The organism is Streptomyces griseoflavus (assembly GCF_014649995.1).
Lineage (GTDB): Bacteria > Actinomycetota > Actinomycetes > Streptomycetales > Streptomycetaceae > Streptomyces > Streptomyces griseoflavus.
In genome coordinates this window covers 432,237-449,581 of the sequence record NZ_BMUC01000003.1, presented here as the reverse complement: position 1 = coordinate 449,581, position 17,345 = coordinate 432,237, and the positions used below count along the sequence as shown (strand labels likewise).

Sequence of the window (17,345 nt, the reverse complement as noted above, 5' to 3'; positions counted from 1 at the left end):
CGCCGTGTGTGCCGCTAGGCCGGGTACGCGTGGGTCTGCGCGGCCTTGACCGCGGCCCACACCGGCGCGCCCGGGTGGAGGTCGAGTTCGGCGGCGGCGACCGTGGTGAGGTCGGCGGCCAGCGACAGCTCGCCGGTGAGTTCGGCGCGGATCTGGTCTCCGTGGGTCTCCAGGCCGGCGACCGCGCAGTGCCAGACGTTGCGGGCGCTGGAGCCGGTGGGCCGGTCCCGGTGCAGGGTCACCGCCCCGGGCGGGAAGGCCACGAACGCGGGTCCGCGGAGGTGCTCGGTGGTGCTGACGGCGGGGCCCGCGTCGAGCCGCACCGTGTGGCCCTCGGCCCGTCCCCGGTACAGGTTGAGGCCGACCAGCTGGGCGATGTACTCGGTGCGCGGGTGGCGGGCGATGTCGGAGGGCGTGCCCTCCTGCACGACGCGCCCGTGCTCCACGACCACCAGACGGTCGGCGAGCACCATGGCGTCCAGCGGGTCGTGCGTGACCAGGACCGCGACGGCCTCGAACGCGGCCAGGTGACGGCGCAGCTGCGCGCGCACGTCGAGCCGGGTGCGGGCGTCCAGGGCGGCGAGCGGTTCGTCCAGGAGCAGCAGCCGGGGGTGGGTGGCCAGGGCGCGGGCGAGGGCCACGCGCTGGGCCTGGCCGCCGGACAGGTGCCGGGGCTTGGCGCCGGCGTGCTCGGTGAGAGCCATCCGCTCCAGCCACTCGGCGGCGCGGGCACGGGCCGCCGCCTTGCCCTCGCCCCGGCAGCGGGGTCCGAAGGCCACGTTGTCCAGGGCCGTGAGATGCGGGAAGAGCAGGTAGTCCTGGAAGACGACGCCCACCGGGCGCGACTCGGGCGGTGTCCGGCGCAGGTCCGTGCCGTCCAGCCGCAGACGGCCGGAGGTGAGGGGGGCGAGTCCCGCCAGGGCGCGCAGGGCGGTGGTCTTGCCCGCGCCGTTCGGGCCCAGCAGGGCGACGACGTCACCGGGAGCGGCGGTCAGCTCGATGTCCAGGCGGAACGTCCCGCGGTCCACGACGAGATGTGCGTCCAGCCCTTCGGCGGCGGACCCGGGCGGGGTGCCGGGCGTCTTCGCGGGCTCCTCCGGCATGATCGTCACACGGTCCTCATCCAGCGGTCCCGCAGCCCGGCCAGTACGGCGATGGACACCGCCAGCAGGACCAGGCTGAGGGCGATCGCCGCGGCCGGGTCGTTCTGCAGGGCGAGGTAGACCGCGAGCGGCATGGTCTGGGTGCGGCCGGGGAAGTTCCCGGCGAAGGTGATCGTCGCGCCGAACTCCCCGAGGGCCCGTGCCCAGGCCAGTACCGCGCCGGCGGCGATGCCGGGGGCGATCAGCGGCAGGGTGACGCGGCGGAACGCAGTGAAGCGGGAGGCTCCCAGGGTCGTGGCCGCCTCCTCGTAGCGCGGGTCGGCCGCCCGCAGCGTGCCCTCGACGCTGATGACGAGGAACGGCATCGCCACGAATGTCTCGGCGAGGACGACGCCCGCCGTGGTGAACGGCAGGGTGATCCCGAACCACGCGTCCAGCCACTGGCCGACGACGCCGTTGCGGCCGAGCGCGAGCAGCAGGGCCACCCCGCCCACCACCGGCGGGAGGACCAGCGGGAGCGTCACCAGGGCACGGACGAGGCCGCGTCCGGGGAAGTCCGTACGGGCCAGCAGCCAGGCCAGCGGCACCCCGACCACCAGGCTCAGCGCGGTCGCCATGGTGGCGCACAGCAGCGACAGGCGCAGCGCCTCCCACACCGCGGGGCTGGTCAGCTGCTCGGGCAGGCTGCGCCAGGGGGCCCGCAGGAGCAGGGCGAGCAGGGGAACCAGAAGGAACGCCAGGCCCAGCAGGGCGGGCACGAGGAGGGCGAGGGGGACACCGCGGCCGGGCGGGCGGGGGCGCGCCGTGCGGGGTGGTTCCCGGCCGGTGGTCACGGCTGGAGGAATCCCGCCTCGCCGAGGACCCTGCGGCCTTCCGCGGACGTGACCAGCTCCACGAACGCCTTCGCCGCCGACGGGTTCGGGGCGTCCGCGAGCCGGGCGATCGGATAGTCGTTGACGGCCTCGGCGGATTCGGGGAAGTGCACGCCCTCCACCTTGTCACCGGCCGCGCGGACGTCCGTGCCGTACACGAGGGCGGCGTCCGCCTCCTTCAGCTCGACCTTCGTGAGCGCGCTCCTGACGTCCTGCTCGTAGGAGACGGGGGTCAGCCCGACGCCCCCCGCGGCGAGCGCGGTCCGCGCGGCGGCGCCGCAGGGGACCGTCCTGTCGCACAGCACGACCTTCAGGCCGGGTGCGGTCAGGTCCTTCAGCGACCGGATCCCGTGCGGGTTGCCCGGCGCGGTGGCGATCTGCAGCCGGTTGCGGACGAACGTGTCCGGGCGGCCCGCCGTGCGGCCCTCGTCGGTGACGAGCTTCATGGTCTTCGCGCTGGCCGCGGCGAAGACGTCGGCGGGCGCGCCGTTGTTGATGCCGGCCGCCAGGGAGTCGCTGCCGCTGAAGTTGAAGGCGACCTCGGTCCCGGGGTGTTCCTCCTCGAACCGCTCGCCCAGTTCCGTGAAGGTCTGCTCCAGGGAGGCTGCCGCGAACACGGTGACCGTGCCGGTGACCGCGTCCCCCTCCGCGCCGGAGGGGGAGCCGGAACCCGGCGAGGAGCAGCCGCTCAGCGCCAGTACGGCGAGGGCTGTGACGGCGGCGAGCCGGTGGGACGCGCGGGACCGGCGCGTGCGACGGGTCATCGCGGGGACTCCCTCGGTGGTCGGAGGAGGAGCCCGGGGACCCTCCCGATACGCCGAATCATACCGACGCGTCTGCCAGGTGGAAGCCGCATTTTCTGCCGCACGAGCAAGGTGATGATGTGGGGACGCTCGCAGATGCGTGCGTCCAAGGGTGGGACCCCTGCTCAGGTGCGGTCGATATGTACGTTGGTCGACTTCACGCGTGCGGTGGCCTCCATGCCCACCTCCAGTCCCAGCTCCTCGACCGCCTCACGGGTGAGCAGGGAGACGAGACGGTGCGGACCCGCCTGGATCTCCACCTGCGCGGCGACGTCACCGAGCTTGATGGCCGTGACGATGCCGGGGAAGGCGTTGCGGGCGGAGGTGTAGGGGGTGTCCTCCTCGGTGGCACCCGCCCTGGCCAGTTCGACGGAGAACGCGGCGAGGTCCCGTCCGTCGACGAGCCGTCGTCCGCCGTCGTCGCGGTGGGTGGTGATGCGCCCCGCGTCCGCCCAGCGGCGGGCGGTGTCCGGGCTCACTCCGAGCAGCTTCGCTGCCTGGCCGATGGTGTAGGACTGCATGCGGGTCACGATAGGGCGCGGTGCGGGGCCGGGCGGTCCGGCCCCCGGGCCGTTCGGGCGGGCCCTGTCCGCCCGGTCGTCCTCAGGCGCTGGTCAGGCTGGTGCCCCGGGGGCGCTGCGGGGCGATGATCCTGCCGTCGGGCAGGAGTTCACCGGTGTCCTCGAAGAGCACGACACCGTTGCACAGCAGGCTCCAGCCCTGCTCCGGGTGGTGCGCCGCGAGGCGGGCGGACTCCCGGTCGGCGGAGTCGGCTGAGGGGCACGGTGGCTGGTGCTGGCACATGGGTGGGATCTCTCGCTCTGTGGTGACCTGTGAGTCGGCTGTCGTTTCAGTTCCGCGGCGTGAAGCATCGTTCATGGCCGCCCCCCGTTGTGATAGGTCCGGTCGGAAACCAGTGTTGCCCCGCGGGCGACGTTCCGCAGGGATTTCGCGGCACCGCTCCTCACCGGTTCATGACGCATCACCCACGCGGACGGTTCATCCCAACTGCACTGTCAATTCGGATGGTTCGCCGTGACCCGATGGGGCTAGTCCCCTGGCCCGCACAGGCGCGCACCCCGCCCCGGGGGTGCCGGGGCGGGGTGCGGGGCGGAAACGTCAGGCCGGCGATCCGAGCAGGCGGGTCGGGGTCGCCCGGTGCGTCAGCACCGGCAGCAGATCGGTGACCCGGTGCGGGCGGTGGGCGGCGATGCCGGGGGGTGCCGGCGCGAGCGGGACGAGCAGATCGGTGGCGGCAGGATGGCCGGTGGAACCGTCCGCGGTGGGGTCGCCGTGCAGCCAGAGGGCCAGCATGTAGAGGCCGGGCACCGACAGCAGCCGGGGCTGGTACGGCTGCGTCATGGCCTCGGCCTGGCGCAGGGCGAGTTCGGTGGAGGCGATGTACGGGCCCTCGAAGAAGCGGGAGAAGGTCCACCCGTCGGCGGTGAGTACGGTGTCGGCGGCGGCCACCGCCCGGTCGCCGGTCCGGATCAGGAAACGCCACCCGGCCAGCCGGGTCGCGGTCCCGACGCCGGCCGTGACCCCGTCCAGGACGTGCACCGGAAGGGGAAGCTCGGGCGAGGCGGGGCCCTGGACGCCGAGCAGGGAGGGAGTTCGCGCCTCCCTGACCGCCGTCGGTGAGGAGAGCGCGGTCAGGACGGAACGCAGTGCGGGCGCGGGAGCCGGGGGGACATGCAGCGGCATGGTGGGTCGCCTCTCATTCGAAGGCACGGTGGCGCGAGGGCGTGGCGGGGCGGGGCGGACGGCGCTGTCAGCTCGCGAAGGTCAAGAGGCAGGGGCCGGGGTCTGAGCGCGGGAGACGGGGGGTGAGGACTGACTGCCGCACGCCGCCTCTCGGCTGGATCACTCGACCGCGGGCGCCAACCTTCTGCCTTGTGGGCGAAGTTTATACGACAGGTGTTCAGCCCATGTTTCGTCTAGCCGTTTCCGGCACGGCGGGCAAGGGCACTTCTGGCCGGTGAAACGCGAAAATGATCCCGATTCCACGACGGGCGCACGTCGATGACCTCGGATAACGACCGCGAAGCGGTCGGCCAATTCCCGTCGGCGCTTTTCACGAGTTCGTAACCTGCGTGCGCCGTGCGGGTCGCGCCATGCCCCGTGAATGTGCCACTGGTCACCTTCGGCCAGACTAGCGGCTGACAGCTCGCTCCGGGGCGTTATCGATCGCATCCGCGGGGCATCCTCCCTTGTGGACCGGGACCCCGGCGGCCGTACTTCGGTCCGCCCATCCGAGGAGGGACGCTTCGATGGGGGAAAAGGTCGTGGCAGGTCAGTTCGACCTGTCCGATCGCCAGCGCTACCGAGAGAAGCTCCGCAGCTGCCTGACGGGCCTGGAGCGACTCCTGGCGGAGAAGCGGTTCGACCGCCCCAAGAACCTCATGGGGCTGGAGATCGAACTGAATCTCACGGGCGCCGACGGCATGCCGAGAATGTTGAATGCGCAAGTCCTCGAACGGATCGCCAGCCGGGACTTCCAAACAGAGCTCGCGATGTTCAATCTGGAAGTGAACATCGCGCCGCACCGATTGAGCGGGAGGGTATTCGACCGGCTCGACGAGGAACTGCGCACCTCGCTCGCATATGCCGACCGAAAAGCCGGTGAGGTGGACGCGGGTATCGTGATGATCGGCATTCTGCCGACACTGGACCGGGACGACCTGGTCTCCTCCAACCTTTCCGCCGTCGACCGCTACGCCCTGCTCAACGACCAGATCGTGGCAGCGCGCGGTGAGGACTTCACCCTGGACATCGACGGTGTGGAACACCTCAGCTGCACCTCGAAGTCCATCGCCCCCGAGGCCGCCTGCACCTCGGTGCAGCTGCACCTCCAGGTGACGCCCGAGCGGTTCGCCGGCGTGTGGAACGCGGCGCAGGCCGTCGCCGCCGCGCAGATCGCCGTCGGCGCCAACTCGCCGTTCCTGTTCGGCCGTGAGCTGTGGCGCGAGTCCCGGCCCCCGCTCTTCCAGCAGTCCACCGACACCCGCCCGCCCGAGCTCCAGGCCCAGGGCGTGCGGCCGCGCACCTGGTTCGGGGAGCGGTGGGTGACGTCGGCGTTCGACCTCTTCGAGGAGAACCTGCGCTACTACCCGGCCCTGCTGCCCATCTGCGACGACGAGGACCCACTGGAGGTGCTGGACCGGGGCGGGATCCCCTCCCTCGCCGAACTCGTCCTGCACAACGGCACCGTCTACCGCTGGAACCGCCCGGTCTACGGCATCGCGGACGGCGTTCCCCACCTGCGGGTGGAGAACCGCGTGCTGCCCGCCGGCCCGACCGTCACCGACGTCATCGCCAACGCGGCCTTCTACTACGGGGTCGTCCGGGCCCTGGCCGAGGACAGCCGCCCGGTGTGGACCCGGCTGCCCTTCGAGGACGCCGCCGCCAACTTCGACGCCGCCTGCCGGCACGGCATCGACGCCCGCTTCACCTGGCCCCGGCGCGGCCGCCTCGGCGGTCTCGGCGAGGTGGACGCGGTCACCCTCGTACGGGACGAACTGCTGCCGCTCGCCGAGGCCGGACTGGACGCGTGGGGGATCGAACGCGCCGACCGCGACCTGTACCTCGGTGTGATCGAGGAGCGCTGCCGGCGCCGGGTGAACGGCGCGACCTGGCAGGCCGCCACCTTCCACCGGGCCCTGGACCTGGGACTCGGCCGGGAGGCCGCCCTGGCCGCCACCACCCGCCGCTACCGCGAACTGACGGAACAGGGGGAACCCGTGCACACCTGGCCGGTGGGACTGCCGGAACCGGTGCCCGCCGGCTGACCCCCGCCGGACGGCCCCCGGACCGCGGCCACGGCCGCTGCCCTCATACTGATCGGACCGATCGGTGATGTGGAGGCAGGTGTGCAGGCGGAGGCGGGCCCGGGGGCCGATTCCCTTCCCGAGCGGAGTCCGTCACGGACGACGCTCCGCAACGAGACGCTGCTGGTGCTCGCGCTGTCGCTCGGCGCGAGCGGGGTCTCCGCGCTGATCAGCTTCGTCGGCTCGGTGACGAAACCGGGCGGACTCAAGGACCAGGCCGCCACCCTGAACGCCTCGGCCGCGCCGGGCCGCCCCTGGCTGGACCTGGCCTGGCAGCTCTTCGGTATCACCACGGCACTCGTCCCCGTCGCGCTGGTCGCGCATTTCCTGCTGCGCGAGGGCGCCGGCCTGCGTGCCCTCGGTTTCGACCGCACCCGCCCCTGGTTCGACCTCGGGCGCGGAGCGGCGGTCGCCGCGGTCATCGGCAGCAGCGGCATCGCCTTCTACCTGACCATGCGCGGACTCGGCTTCAACCTCACCGTGGTGCCCGAGGCGCTGCCCGAGGTGTGGTGGAAGTACCCCGTGCTGATCCTCTCGGCGTTGCAGAACTCGATCGTCGAGGAGGTCATCGTCCTCGCCTATCTGCTGCGCCGGCTCGACCAGTTGGGCTGGTCCCCGGGCGCCGCCATGGCGGGCAGTTCGCTGCTGCGCGGCTCGTACCACCTCTACCAGGGCATCGGCGGTTTCATCGGCAACATGGTCATGGGCGTGGTGTTCGTGTACCTGTACCGGCGCTGGGGCCGTGTCGGGCCGCTGGTGGTCGCGCACACGCTGCTCGACATCGGGGCGTTCGTCGGGTACGCGCTGCTCGCCGGCAGGGTGGACTGGCTGCCGACGGCGTGAGGCGCACGGCACGGGGGTGTCCGCCCCCGCGCCGCGGCGGGGTCAGACCAGCAGTTCGCCGTCGATGACCGTCACGGCCCGTCCCCTCAGCAGGGTGCGCTCGCCGCGCACCTCGGTGCGGACACGGCCGGAGCGCGCCGACGCCTGGAGGCCGGTGAGGACGGAGCGGCCGAGGCGTTCGGACCAGTACGGGGCCAGCGCGGTGTGCGCGCTCCCGGTGACCGGGTCCTCGGCGATGCCGACGTTCGGGAAGAAGCAGCGGGAGACGAAGTCGTAGCCGAGGGCGGGGTTCTCGGCCCGGGCGGTGGCGATGACGCCGCGCGCCGAGCAGGCGGCCAGGGCCTCGAGGTCGGGCCGCAGGGCGTGCACGGTCCGCTCGTCGGCGACCTCGACCAGCAGGTCTCCGATGTTCGGACCGGTGTCGAAGGCCGTACGGGGTTCGGCGCCCAGCGCCCGCCCGAGGCCCTCGGGGACGTCGATCGGGCTGAGCGGGGCCGTGGGGAAGTCCAGGGTGACGGCACCGTCCTCGCCGGGGCTCGCGACGAGCACACCGCTGCGCGTGGCGAACCGCACCGGGCCCCTGTGCACGCCGGTGCTGTGCAGGACGTGCGCGGTGGCCAGGGTCGCGTGCCCGCACATCGCCACCTCGGTGGCCGGGGTGAACCAGCGCAGCGCCCAGTCGGCCCCGCCGCCGCCGGGCAGGGGGTGGGCGAAGGCGGTCTCGGCGTGGTTGACCTCCAGGGCGACGTTCTGCAGCCAGTCGTCGTCCGGGAAGGAGTCCAGGAGCAGTACCCCGGCGGGGTTTCCGGCGAAGGGCCGGTCGGTGAAGGCGTCGACGATTCGGATCCGCATGGTGCCGACCGTACGGGCCGGGCGACATCGCGGACGAATCCCGATCGGCGAAGGGTTGCCGGAAGAGTGTTACCGATATATCGTTGAAGCATCGCGACAGATCAATGAGGGAAGGGAGTGGTCGCGGTGCGTACCCATGGCTACGAGCACGGACACGGTCACGGCGGCCGGCGGGGCGGCCGGGGCGACTTCGACCGGCCGCGCGCGGCCTTCGGGCCCTTCGGCCCCGGGGGTCCGGGCGGTCCCGGCGGCCCGTTCGGTCCGGGATTCGGTCACGGTGGCCCCTGGGGCGGCGGGCGCGGACGCGGAGGACCGAGGGGAAGGGCCCGGCGCGGTGACGTACGGGCGTCGATCCTCGCCCTGCTGAAGGACCGCCCCATGCACGGCTACGAGATGATCCAGGAGATCGCCGAGCGCAGCGGCGGGGCGTGGAAGCCCAGCCCCGGATCGGTGTACCCCACCCTCCAGCTCCTGGAGGACGAGGGCCTGATCGTCAGTGAGTCCGAGGGCGGCAAGAAGCTGTTCTCCCTCACCGGCGCGGGCCGCACGGCGGCCGAGGAGGGCCCCGAGGCTCCCTGGGAGGAGGCCTCGCGCGGGGTCGACTGGGAGGCGCTGAGCGAGATCCGGCAGGCCGGTTTCGGGCTGATGGAAGCCTTCGGGCAGGTCTGGAAGACCGGCAGCAAGGGCCAGCGCGAGAAGGCCCTCGCCGTCATCAACGACGCCCGCAAGAAGCTGTACCTGATCCTCGCCGACGAGGACTGACCGGGCAGGCGACACCGAGGGGCGCGCGCGAACCGGCGCGCGCCCCTCGGCGTGAAACGCCCTGATCTCCTCCGCAGGGAGGAGATTTCCGCCCGGGACCTCCACTTCCCGTGGGACGCCAAGATGCTTCCCGCCGGGGATGCCCCGGGCCCGCGGGACTGATGGGGTGGGGGATGTGCAACCCCGTATCCCCCGGCAGCAGGGCCACGAGCTCCCGGAGCAGGGCGTCCCGCGCCCGGACCCCGATGCCGGGCTCACTGACGAGCTGGCGGCGGTCGTCGCCGGGGCCCGCCGCAGGGCGGTCCGGGACGGGGACCGGCAGATCGACACCGCCCACCTCCTGCACTCGCTGCTGGAACACGACGCCGAGGTGCGAGCCGTCCTCGGCGAGGGGCCGCGGATGGCGCGGCTGCTCGGTTATCTCGTCCAGCGCAGCATCGGCTACGGCCTGCGCTGGCAGGGTGCGGTCGAGGACTCCGGCAGTGTTCCCGTGCCGGCCGGCGACGCGGGCTTCTCGCCGCTGGCCGCCGGCTGCATGGAGCGCGCCCGTGAGCGCGCCGCCCGGGGCGCCACCGGCCCGGCCTCCGGTACGGACCTGCTCGCCGCGATCGTCGCGGAACCCCGGGCGCGCGCCGTCGAGGTGCTGGGGCGCGCCGGAATCGACCCGGGGGAGCTGCTCGCCCGGCTCGAGACGCCGTCCAGCCGGTGAGACAGGTGTCATGGGGGGTGACGCTCCTGTCGACGCCTGTCATCATGTGCCGGTGCCTACCTCTGTCACCACCCGGGGCCCCCGCACGAAGGGCGTCGGGCTCGGTCTCGCGCTGCTGTCCGCCCTCGCCTTCGGAGGGTCGGGCGTCGCGGCCAAGCCGCTGATCGAGGCGGGCCTCGACCCCCTGCACGTCGTCTGGCTGCGGGTGGCGGGCGCGGCGCTCGTCATGCTGCCGCTGGCGGTGCGCCACCGCGAACTGCTGCGCCGCAGGCCGGGACTGCTCGCCGGGTTCGGCCTCTTCGCCGTGGCCGGCGTCCAGGCCTGCTACTTCGCCGCGATCTCCCGCATCCCGGTCGGAGTCGCCCTGCTGGTCGAGTACCTGGCGCCCGCGCTGGTGCTCGGCTGGGTGCGGTTCGTGCAGCGGCGCCCCGTGACGCGGGCCGCCGCGGTGGGGGTGGTCCTGGCGGTGGGAGGTCTCGCCTGCGTCGTGGAGGTGTGGGCGGGACTCGGCTTCGACGCCCTCGGGCTGCTGCTCGCCCTCGGCGCGGCCTGCTGCCAGGTCGGCTACTTCGTCCTGTCCGACCAGGGCAGCGAGGGCGAGGAGGCACCCGACCCGCTCGGGGTGATCGCCTACGGGCTGCTGATCGGCGCCGCCGTGCTGACCGTCGTCGCCCGCCCCTGGTCCATGGACTGGTCCGTGCTCACCGGCAGCGCGGAGATGGACGGCACCCCGGTCGCCGCGTTCGTGCTGCTGGCCTGGATCGTCCTCGTCGCCACGGTCGCCGCGTACATCACCGGGGTGGTGTCGGTGCGCCGGCTCTCGCCGCAGGTCGCCGGTGTCGTGGCCTGCCTGGAGGCGGTCATCGCCACCGTCCTCGCCTGGTTCCTGCTCGGCGAGCACCTCTCGGCGCCGCAGATCGTGGGCGGCGCGGTCGTCCTCACCGGCGCCTTCATCGCCCAGTCGTCGGCCCCCGCCAAGGGCTCCGGGACGCCGGTCGCGGGCGGCGGACCCGAACGGGAGTTGTCCACGCCGGGAAGGAGCGCCTAGGGTGCCGGGCATGCACGCGCGCGCACTGGTTCTTCCGCCTCCCGCGGCCTGACGCGGGCCCCGGTACACCCCGCCCGGCAGGTCGCCGGGTGTGACGGTGCTGCCCGCAGACGGAGTCCGAGGATCCCGCCGCTCCGGCCCCGGCCGGGCCTGATCCGGGGTCCTTCCCGAACCTTCCGCGCCCGCGCCGATGCGCGCGGCGCGTGTATCCGCGGAGAGAACACGTGTCGAACGCCGTCTCCGGTCTGCCCGTCGGGCGAGGCCTCCTCTATCTGATCGTCGCCGGTGCCGCCTGGGGCACCGCGGGCGCGGCCGCCTCGCTGGTCTACCTGACCAGCGACATGGGCCCCGTCGCCCTCTCCTTCTGGCGCTGTGCCCTCGGGCTGCTCCTGCTGCTGGCCGTCCGGTCGCTGTCCCGCCGCCCACGGACCGCCGCGCCCGAGCCGCGCGGCCGCCGGGCGCTGCGGGCCGGGGCCACCGGGATCGGGCTCGCGGTCTTCCAGACCGCCTACTTCGCGGCCGTCTCGGCCACGGGACTGGCCGTGGCCACCGTCGTCACCCTGGGCGCCGGTCCGGTACTCATCGCACTGGGTGCCCGGCTGGCCCTGGGAGAGCGGCTGGGGCGCGGCGGACTGGCCGCCGTCGCGGGCGCGCTCGCCGGACTCGTGGTGCTCGTCCTCGGGGGCGGCGGCACCACCGTCGATCCCTGGGGCGTCCTGCTCGCCCTGGTGTCCGCGGCCGGGTACTCGGCGATGACCCTGCTCACCCGCTGGTGGGGACGCGGCGGCGCGGTGGACTCCTCCGGCACGACCGTGGGGGCCTTCGCCGTCACCAGTCTGGTGCTGTTGCCGTTCGCCGCGTTCGAGGGGCTGGTGCCGCACACCGACGCGCCCGGCGTCCTGCTCTGCCTGCTGGCGTACGTCGCCTCCGTGCCGACGGCGCTCGCCTACGGCCTCTACTTCGCCGGTGCCGCCGTCGTACGGTCGGCCACCGTGTCCGTGATCATGCTGCTGGAGCCGGTGAGCGCGGCGGTGCTCGCCGTGGCCCTGCTCGGCGAGCGGCTGACGGTGGCCACCCTGGCGGGCACCCTGCTGATGCTGGGCTCGGTCGCGGGCCTCGCGGTGGGTGAGGCGCGGGGTGCGCGGGCCGGGAAGGGGGAGCCGGCGGCCGTGCCGGCGTGACCCCGGGGGCCCTCCCGGAGGGGGAGGGCGGAGGGCCCTTCGTCAGGCCGGCTCCCGGCGCAGGACGTGCGCGCGGGCCTCGGGGTCGCGCGCGCCGTTCCGCTCCGTGAGACCGGCCGCGATCCGTTCGCGGACCGCCGTCGACCGTTTGCCCGCGTACTTGAACTTCGCCCGTACGTCCGTCACTTCGAGCCTCAGTCCGCGGATGCCGGACAGCAGCCGGCCGTACGGTGCCTCGCCGGCCGCCGCCGGTGCCGAGCCGCCCTCCGGCTGGAAGTGGCCCGTCTGGAGGTTCAGCAGCGCGGCCTTCTCCGACGGATCGTCCACGACGTGGGCGCGGCACCGCAGTTGCACGGCGGCGTACAGACTCGTCGGAACCCCGTGCTCGGGCGGGGTGCCGGGCTCGGCCTGCCAGGGACCGGGCACGTACACGTAGTCGTCGACCACGCTCAGCAGCACCTGCGGGTTCGCCTCGACGGCCTGCCAGAGCGGGTTCGGCCGGGCCAGGTGGGTGACGGCCTCGCGGCGCCCGGCGTCGTAGGCGAAGTGCAGCGGCTGGACGAACGGCGGTTCGCCCGGCGGGCCGTTCACCGCGAGCTGCCCGAAGTCGTGCGCGGTCAGCCACCGCTGCCACTCGTCGTCGCGGGGCGCGTCCCAGGGGTGGATCAGCATCCCAGGGCCGCCAGGTAGCCGGGGACCGCGGTGCCGGGGTGCAGAGCGGGGTCGGCGAGCGGGGTGCCGTAGCCCTTGCGCAGGGGGACGACGCCGGCCCAGTGGGGCAGCCCCAGGTCCTCGGGTTCGTCGTTGACGCCGCCGGTGCGGAGCTTGGCGGAGACCTCGGTGAGGTCGAGGCGGATCACCGCGGTGGCCGCCAGTTCCTTCCTGTCGGCCGGCCGGGAGTCGGCGGCCCGGCCCGGTACGACATGGTCGACCAGGGCGTCGAGCGCCCGCCGCTTCTCCTCGGGGTCGGTCACGTCGTACGCCGGGCCGTGCACCACCACGGAGCGGTAGTTGACCGAGTGGTGGAAGGCCGAGCGGGCCAGCACCAGCGCGTCGACGTGGGTGACGGTCAGGCAGACCGGCAGGCCCGAGCCGGCCCGGCCCGCCGCGCGCAGCGGACGTGAGCCGGTCGAGCCGTGGACGTACAGCACCTCGCCGACCCGGCCGTACAGCGTGGGCAGCACCACCGGCGCGCCGTCCCGGACGAAGCCGAGGTGGCAGACGTAGCCCTCGTCGAGTATCGCGTGCACCAGTTCCTTGTCGTACGCGGCGCGGCCGGGGGAACGGGTGGGAACGGTGCGCTCGGTGGGCGGGTAGGTGGCGGCGGGCCGCGGCTGCGGCGGCTGGGTCCCCTGCATGGCACTCTCCATTGCACTAGTGCATAATCGTCTTTGTGCTAGGAGAGTATCGGATCAGTGGGCGGCGCGCAGCGGAGATTTCCGCGAGCATCGAGCGCGCGGTGGGTGAAGGAGAACTGCGTCCGGGTGAACCGCTGCCCCCGATGCGGGAGTTGGCGGAGCGGCTCGGGGTCAACGCGAACACCGTCGCGGCCGCGTACCGCACCCTGCGTGAACGCGGGGTCATCGAGACGGCGGGCCGCAGAGGCAGCCGGGTGCGGCCCAAGCCGGCCACCACGGCGCGCGACCTCATGCGGGTGGAGGTGCCGCCGGGTGTGCGGGACCTGTCCGAGGGCAGCCCGGACCCGGCGCTGCTGCCGGCGCTCGCCGGGGCGTTCGCGGCGGCGGCCGCGCAGGGCGACCGGGAGCCGGTGCTCTACGGGCACGCGCCGGTGGAGCCGGGGCTGGCGCGGGCGGCGCGGGCCGGGCTGGACGCCGACGGAGTGCCCGACGGGCCCGTCGCCGTCGCCTCCGGGGCACTGGACGCCATCGAGCGGGTGCTCGCGGCGCATCTCAGGCCCGGGGACGCGGTCGCGGTGGAGGACCCCGGGTGGGGGAGTCTGCTCGACCTGGTCCCGGCGCTCGGGCTGCGGACCGTCCCCGTGGGCCTCGACGGGGAGGGTCCGCTCCCCGACGACGTCCGCGAGGCGCTGGCGGGCGGTGCGCGGGCCCTGATCGTCACCGACCGCGCGCAGAACCCGACCGGTGCCGCACTGAGCGCCGCACGCGCGCGTGTCCTACGGTCCGTCCTCGCCGCTCACCCGGAGACACTGCTGATCGAGGACGACCACGGGCACCACATCGTCGACGTCCCGCTCCACCCCCTCGCCGGGACCACCCGGAGCTGGGCCTTCGTGCGCTCGGCGGCCAAGGCGTACGGCCCCGACCTGCGGCTCGCGGTGCTCACCGGGGACACGGTCACGCTCGACCGGGTGCGCGGCCGGCAGCGGCTCGGGCCGGGCTGGGTCAGCCTGATCGTCCAGCGGGCCGTGGCCCGGCTGTGGAGCGAGGGCGCGGTGGATCCGGCGGCCGTCGCCGCGTCCTACGGGCGGCGCAGGGACGCGCTGATCGGGGCGCTGGCCCGGCGCGGCGTCGCGGCGTACGGGCCCAGCGGCATGAACGTGTGGGTGCCGGTCCCGGACGAGACCGGCGCCGTCGCCCGGCTGCTGCACGCCGGCTGGGCGGTGGCCCCGGGCGCCCGCTTCCGGCTGAACGCGCCGCCGGGAATCCGCGTCACGGTCTCCACCCTCACCGGGGACGAGATCGAGCCCCTGTCCGAGGCCGTCGCCACGGCGCTGGGCCCCGCCGGGGGGCCCGCGCGGACGTACGCCTGAGGTACGGGCGGACGAGGCTCCGGGACCCCGGCGGCCCGCCCGGCACGGAGGGCGGTCCGGCGCTCGTCCCGCTGCCGGTGCTCGGCTTCGACGTGGAGGCCGATCGCGTCGTGCTCCTCGAGGAGCCGTAGGCCAGTCCGGCGTCCGGCGTGGCTACGCCGGGCGCTTCGGGCGGGTCCGGGGCTTCGGGCGGGCCTGGGTGAGTGCCGCTCCCGCCAGGACTATCGCCGCGCCCACCGGTGTCGACCAGGTCAGCGTCTCGCCGAGGAGCACGATCCCGGCCGCCGCGGCGATCACCGGGACGAAGTAGGTCACCATCTGGCCGGTCGTCGGGCCGACCTCGGCGACCAGACCGTACTGGATGAGGACGGCGAGGCCCGTGCCCAGCGTGCCCAGGGCGGCGATCGCCAGCAGCGGGCCCACCGCGAAGTCGCCGGGGAGGGTGGTGAACATCGGTGTGACCACGGCCAGTTGCACCGTCGCGAGCAGCAACTGGCCGCCGGTCAGGGACAGATTCGAGTGGCTGCTGCCCGCCAGGGTGCGACGGACGTAGATCCAGCCCACGGGATAGCTCAGCGAGGCCAGCAGGGCCAGCGCGGTGCCGCGGGCGTCCAGGCCCTGGAAGCCCTGCCAGGCGCCCAGCACGGTCAGCACCCCGAGGAAGCCCAGCCCCAGCCCCGCCACCCGCACCCGGGTCGGCCGGTCCTCGGACAGCGCCACCAGGGACAGCGCCATGCCCCACAGCGGTGAGGTCGCGTTGCAGATGCCGGCCAGCGTGGACGGAATGGTCAGCTCGGCGAACGCGAACAGGGAGAACGGCAGGGCGTTCAGCAGGAACCCGGCGACCGCGAGATGCCCCCAGGTGCGCGCACCGCGCGGCAGCCGCTCCCGGCGCACCGCCATGGCGACCGCGAGGACGGCGGTCCCGAAGGCCAGCCGGCCGAGGGTGACCTGGAAGGGGGCGTAGCCCTGCGTGCCGACCTTGATGAGGAGGAAGCTGAAGCCCCAGATCAAGGAGAGCGCACCGAAGCGCAGGCGCCAGTCCAGGCGGGGACGGCCGGTTTCGGGGGCGGGGCCGGACGGGACCGGCGTGGTGGTGGTCGCGGTGACGCTGCTCATGGACGCAACGATGCGGGACGCCCATCTCGTAGCACAATCGAGATTTCGCACGGGGTATCTCGTAGCATCGCTTACATGTTGAACCTGGAGCGCCTGCGCACCCTCGACGCCCTCGCCCGGCACGGCTCGGTCAGCGGCGCGGCCGAAGGACTGCACATCACCACCTCCGCCGTCTCCCAGCAGATGGCGAAGCTGGAGCGGGAGGCCGGCCAGCGACTGCTGGCGAAGAACGGGCGCGGTGTCCGGCTCACCGACGCGGGCCGGCTGCTCGCCGAACACGCCGCCCGCATCCTGTCGCAGGTCGAACTCGCCCAGTCCGATCTGGAGGCGCAGCGCGGGCAGGTCGCCGGCGAACTGCGGGTCTCGGCGTTCCCGACCGCCGCGCGGGGACTGTTCCCGGCCGCCCTCGCCGATCTGCGCGCAGCGCACCCGGCGCTGCGCGTGCGCTCCCGGGAACTGGAACCCGAGCGGGGCATCCGGGGCGTCGTACGGGGCGACCTCGACCTCGCCGTCGTGCTCGACTGGTACAACAAGCCGATGCCGCTGCCCGACGGCCTGGTCAAGGCGCTGCTGCTCGACGACCCGGCCGACGTGGCGCTCCCGGCCGGCCACCGGCTGGCCGGACGCGAGGAGGTGGACCTCGCCGAACTGGCCGACGACGAGTGGATCACCTGGGGCGAGGGCGAGTTCTGCCACGAGTGGCTGATGTTCACCCTGCGCTCCAAGGGCATCGAGCCGGTCGTCGGCCACCTCGCCGCCGAGAGCCACACCCAGCTCGCCCTGGTCGCGGCGGGACTCGGCGTCTGTATCGCCCCCCTGCTGGGCCGCGACCCGCTGCCCGGCGACGTGGTGACCGTCCCGCTCCGGCAGCGCGTGCGCCGGCACGTCTTCGTGGTCTGGCGCGCGGACGCGGACCGCCGCCCGTCCATCCGGGCGGCGGTGCGGGCACTGCGGGCGGCGGGGCAGCGCGTCGGGGGAGACGCGGCCGGCCGCGCGAACCCTACGACAGCGTCGACAGCTTCCTGAAGTCCCAGGAGACGATCTTCTCCGGGGTCAGCCGCAGCCAGGCGTGCCGGCCGTCGTGCGGCATCTCGTCCAGGCCGAAGTTCTTGCGGGCGAACAACGTCTCCGGGACGTCGAGTTCCGCCCGCAGCTCGCCGGTCCGCGGGATCTCGCCCACGAACTCCACCCGTCCGGAGAGCTCCGCACCGCGCAACTCGTCGTACTCCTCACCCGTGTCGACCACGACCGCCACCCGCGGATCCCGCCGCAGATCCGCCCAGCGCCTGCTGCGCACCACGGAGTAGAGCCACAGCGAGGTGCCGTCCCAGGCGAACCAGAGCGTGCTGACGTGCGGAGCCCCGTCGGCGGACACCGTGGCGACCCGGCAGGTGCGCTGGACGGTGAGGAAATCGTCCAGTTCCCCCGGCGTCATCATGATCCTGCGGCCCCGGCGCTGCGTGGCGGTCATACGGTCCCTTCTTCTCTCACGTCG

Annotated in this window: 19 protein-coding genes; 8 read left to right on the top strand and 11 right to left on the bottom strand. The window is 73.7% G+C overall.

Annotated elements, in window-relative coordinates; genetic code table 11:
• Positions 1-14: 14 nt before the first annotated feature.
• From IE172_RS10830 to IE172_RS10805, 6 genes are all read right to left on the bottom strand, one after another.
• A complete protein-coding gene (locus IE172_RS10830) occupies positions 15-1,103 on the bottom strand; it encodes an ABC transporter ATP-binding protein (protein ID WP_190096964.1) in 1,089 nt (362 codons plus the stop codon).
• A 5-nt stretch (positions 1,104-1,108) separates the two neighbouring features.
• On the bottom strand, positions 1,109-1,936 hold the full coding sequence (gene modB, locus IE172_RS10825; protein WP_190096929.1) for a molybdate ABC transporter permease subunit: 828 nt from the start codon (positions 1,934-1,936) through the stop codon (positions 1,109-1,111).
• Complete coding sequence (gene modA / locus IE172_RS10820; RefSeq protein WP_190096928.1) at positions 1,933-2,739, bottom strand: molybdate ABC transporter substrate-binding protein; 807 nt, start codon at positions 2,737-2,739, stop codon at positions 1,933-1,935. Before modA ends, modB begins: the two co-directional genes overlap by 4 nt.
• A 164-nt stretch (positions 2,740-2,903) precedes the next feature.
• Positions 2,904-3,299 carry a TOBE domain-containing protein gene (locus IE172_RS10815; protein ID WP_190096927.1) on the bottom strand — a complete coding sequence of 132 codons (396 nt, stop codon included), beginning with the start codon at positions 3,297-3,299 and terminating at the stop codon, positions 2,904-2,906.
• Positions 3,300-3,381: 82 nt separating this feature from the next.
• Positions 3,382-3,582, bottom strand: coding sequence for a DUF5999 family protein (locus IE172_RS10810; RefSeq protein WP_190096926.1), 201 nt, complete (start codon positions 3,580-3,582; stop codon positions 3,382-3,384).
• A 315-nt stretch (positions 3,583-3,897) separates the two neighbouring features.
• The gene (locus IE172_RS10805) at positions 3,898-4,482 is read right to left on the bottom strand and encodes a hypothetical protein (RefSeq protein ID WP_190096925.1); all 585 of its coding nucleotides are present in this window, start codon (positions 4,480-4,482) and stop codon (positions 3,898-3,900) included.
• A 566-nt stretch (positions 4,483-5,048) separates the two neighbouring features.
• On the opposite strand from IE172_RS10805, the gene IE172_RS10800 reads away from it, so the two are divergent.
• Together IE172_RS10800 and IE172_RS10795 are read left to right on the top strand one after the other, a co-directional pair.
• Complete coding sequence (locus IE172_RS10800) at positions 5,049-6,566, top strand: glutamate-cysteine ligase family protein (protein ID WP_190096924.1); 1,518 nt, start codon at positions 5,049-5,051, stop codon at positions 6,564-6,566.
• Between the two features lie 81 nt (positions 6,567-6,647).
• Positions 6,648-7,448, top strand: coding sequence for a CPBP family intramembrane glutamic endopeptidase (locus IE172_RS10795; protein WP_190096923.1), 801 nt, complete (start codon positions 6,648-6,650; stop codon positions 7,446-7,448).
• Between the two features lie 42 nt (positions 7,449-7,490).
• Here IE172_RS10795 and IE172_RS10790 read toward each other — a convergent pair whose 3' ends face one another.
• Positions 7,491-8,300, bottom strand: a complete 810-nt coding sequence (locus IE172_RS10790; RefSeq protein ID WP_190096922.1) for a PhzF family phenazine biosynthesis protein — start codon at positions 8,298-8,300, stop codon at positions 7,491-7,493.
• 126 nt (positions 8,301-8,426) lie between these two features.
• On the opposite strand from IE172_RS10790, the gene IE172_RS10785 reads away from it, so the two are divergent.
• From IE172_RS10785 to IE172_RS10770, 4 genes are all read left to right on the top strand, one after another.
• Positions 8,427-9,062, top strand: a complete 636-nt coding sequence (locus IE172_RS10785) for a PadR family transcriptional regulator (RefSeq protein ID WP_435844396.1) — start codon at positions 8,427-8,429, stop codon at positions 9,060-9,062.
• Between the two features lie 175 nt (positions 9,063-9,237).
• Positions 9,238-9,771: a Clp protease N-terminal domain-containing protein gene (locus IE172_RS10780; RefSeq protein ID WP_229885929.1), complete on the top strand. Its 534-nt coding sequence runs from the start codon at positions 9,238-9,240 to the stop codon at positions 9,769-9,771.
• 46 nt (positions 9,772-9,817) lie between these two features.
• On the top strand, positions 9,818-10,819 hold the full coding sequence (locus tag IE172_RS10775) for an EamA family transporter (RefSeq protein WP_190096963.1): 1,002 nt from the start codon (positions 9,818-9,820) through the stop codon (positions 10,817-10,819).
• A 224-nt stretch (positions 10,820-11,043) separates the two neighbouring features.
• Positions 11,044-12,000 (top strand): DMT family transporter, encoded by a 957-nt coding sequence (locus tag IE172_RS10770; protein ID WP_190096919.1) that lies wholly within the window; start codon positions 11,044-11,046, stop codon positions 11,998-12,000.
• Positions 12,001-12,042: 42 nt separating this feature from the next.
• On the opposite strand, the gene IE172_RS10765 is transcribed toward IE172_RS10770, so the two are convergent.
• A complete protein-coding gene (locus tag IE172_RS10765) occupies positions 12,043-12,672 on the bottom strand; it encodes an FMN-binding negative transcriptional regulator (protein ID WP_190096918.1) in 630 nt (209 codons plus the stop codon).
• A complete protein-coding gene (locus IE172_RS10760; protein ID WP_190096917.1) occupies positions 12,666-13,358 on the bottom strand; it encodes a pyridoxamine 5'-phosphate oxidase family protein in 693 nt (230 codons plus the stop codon). Before IE172_RS10760 ends, IE172_RS10765 begins: the two co-directional genes overlap by 7 nt.
• Before the next feature lie 35 nt (positions 13,359-13,393).
• On the opposite strand from IE172_RS10760, the gene IE172_RS10755 reads away from it, so the two are divergent.
• The gene (locus IE172_RS10755) at positions 13,394-14,731 is read left to right on the top strand and encodes an aminotransferase class I/II-fold pyridoxal phosphate-dependent enzyme (RefSeq protein ID WP_190096916.1); all 1,338 of its coding nucleotides are present in this window, start codon (positions 13,394-13,396) and stop codon (positions 14,729-14,731) included.
• 153 nt (positions 14,732-14,884) lie between these two features.
• Here IE172_RS10755 and IE172_RS10750 read toward each other — a convergent pair whose 3' ends face one another.
• On the bottom strand, positions 14,885-15,850 hold the full coding sequence (locus tag IE172_RS10750) for a DMT family transporter (protein WP_190096915.1): 966 nt from the start codon (positions 15,848-15,850) through the stop codon (positions 14,885-14,887).
• Between the two features lie 75 nt (positions 15,851-15,925).
• Between IE172_RS10750 and IE172_RS10745 the strand changes: the two genes are divergently transcribed.
• Positions 15,926-16,876, top strand: a complete 951-nt coding sequence (locus IE172_RS10745; protein ID WP_190096914.1) for a LysR family transcriptional regulator — start codon at positions 15,926-15,928, stop codon at positions 16,874-16,876.
• Here the strand turns inward: IE172_RS10745 and IE172_RS10740 are convergent.
• On the bottom strand, positions 16,851-17,321 hold the full coding sequence (locus IE172_RS10740; RefSeq protein ID WP_190096913.1) for a pyridoxamine 5'-phosphate oxidase family protein: 471 nt from the start codon (positions 17,319-17,321) through the stop codon (positions 16,851-16,853). The genes IE172_RS10745 and IE172_RS10740 overlap by 26 nt on opposite strands.
• Positions 17,322-17,345: the final 24 nt, after the last annotated feature.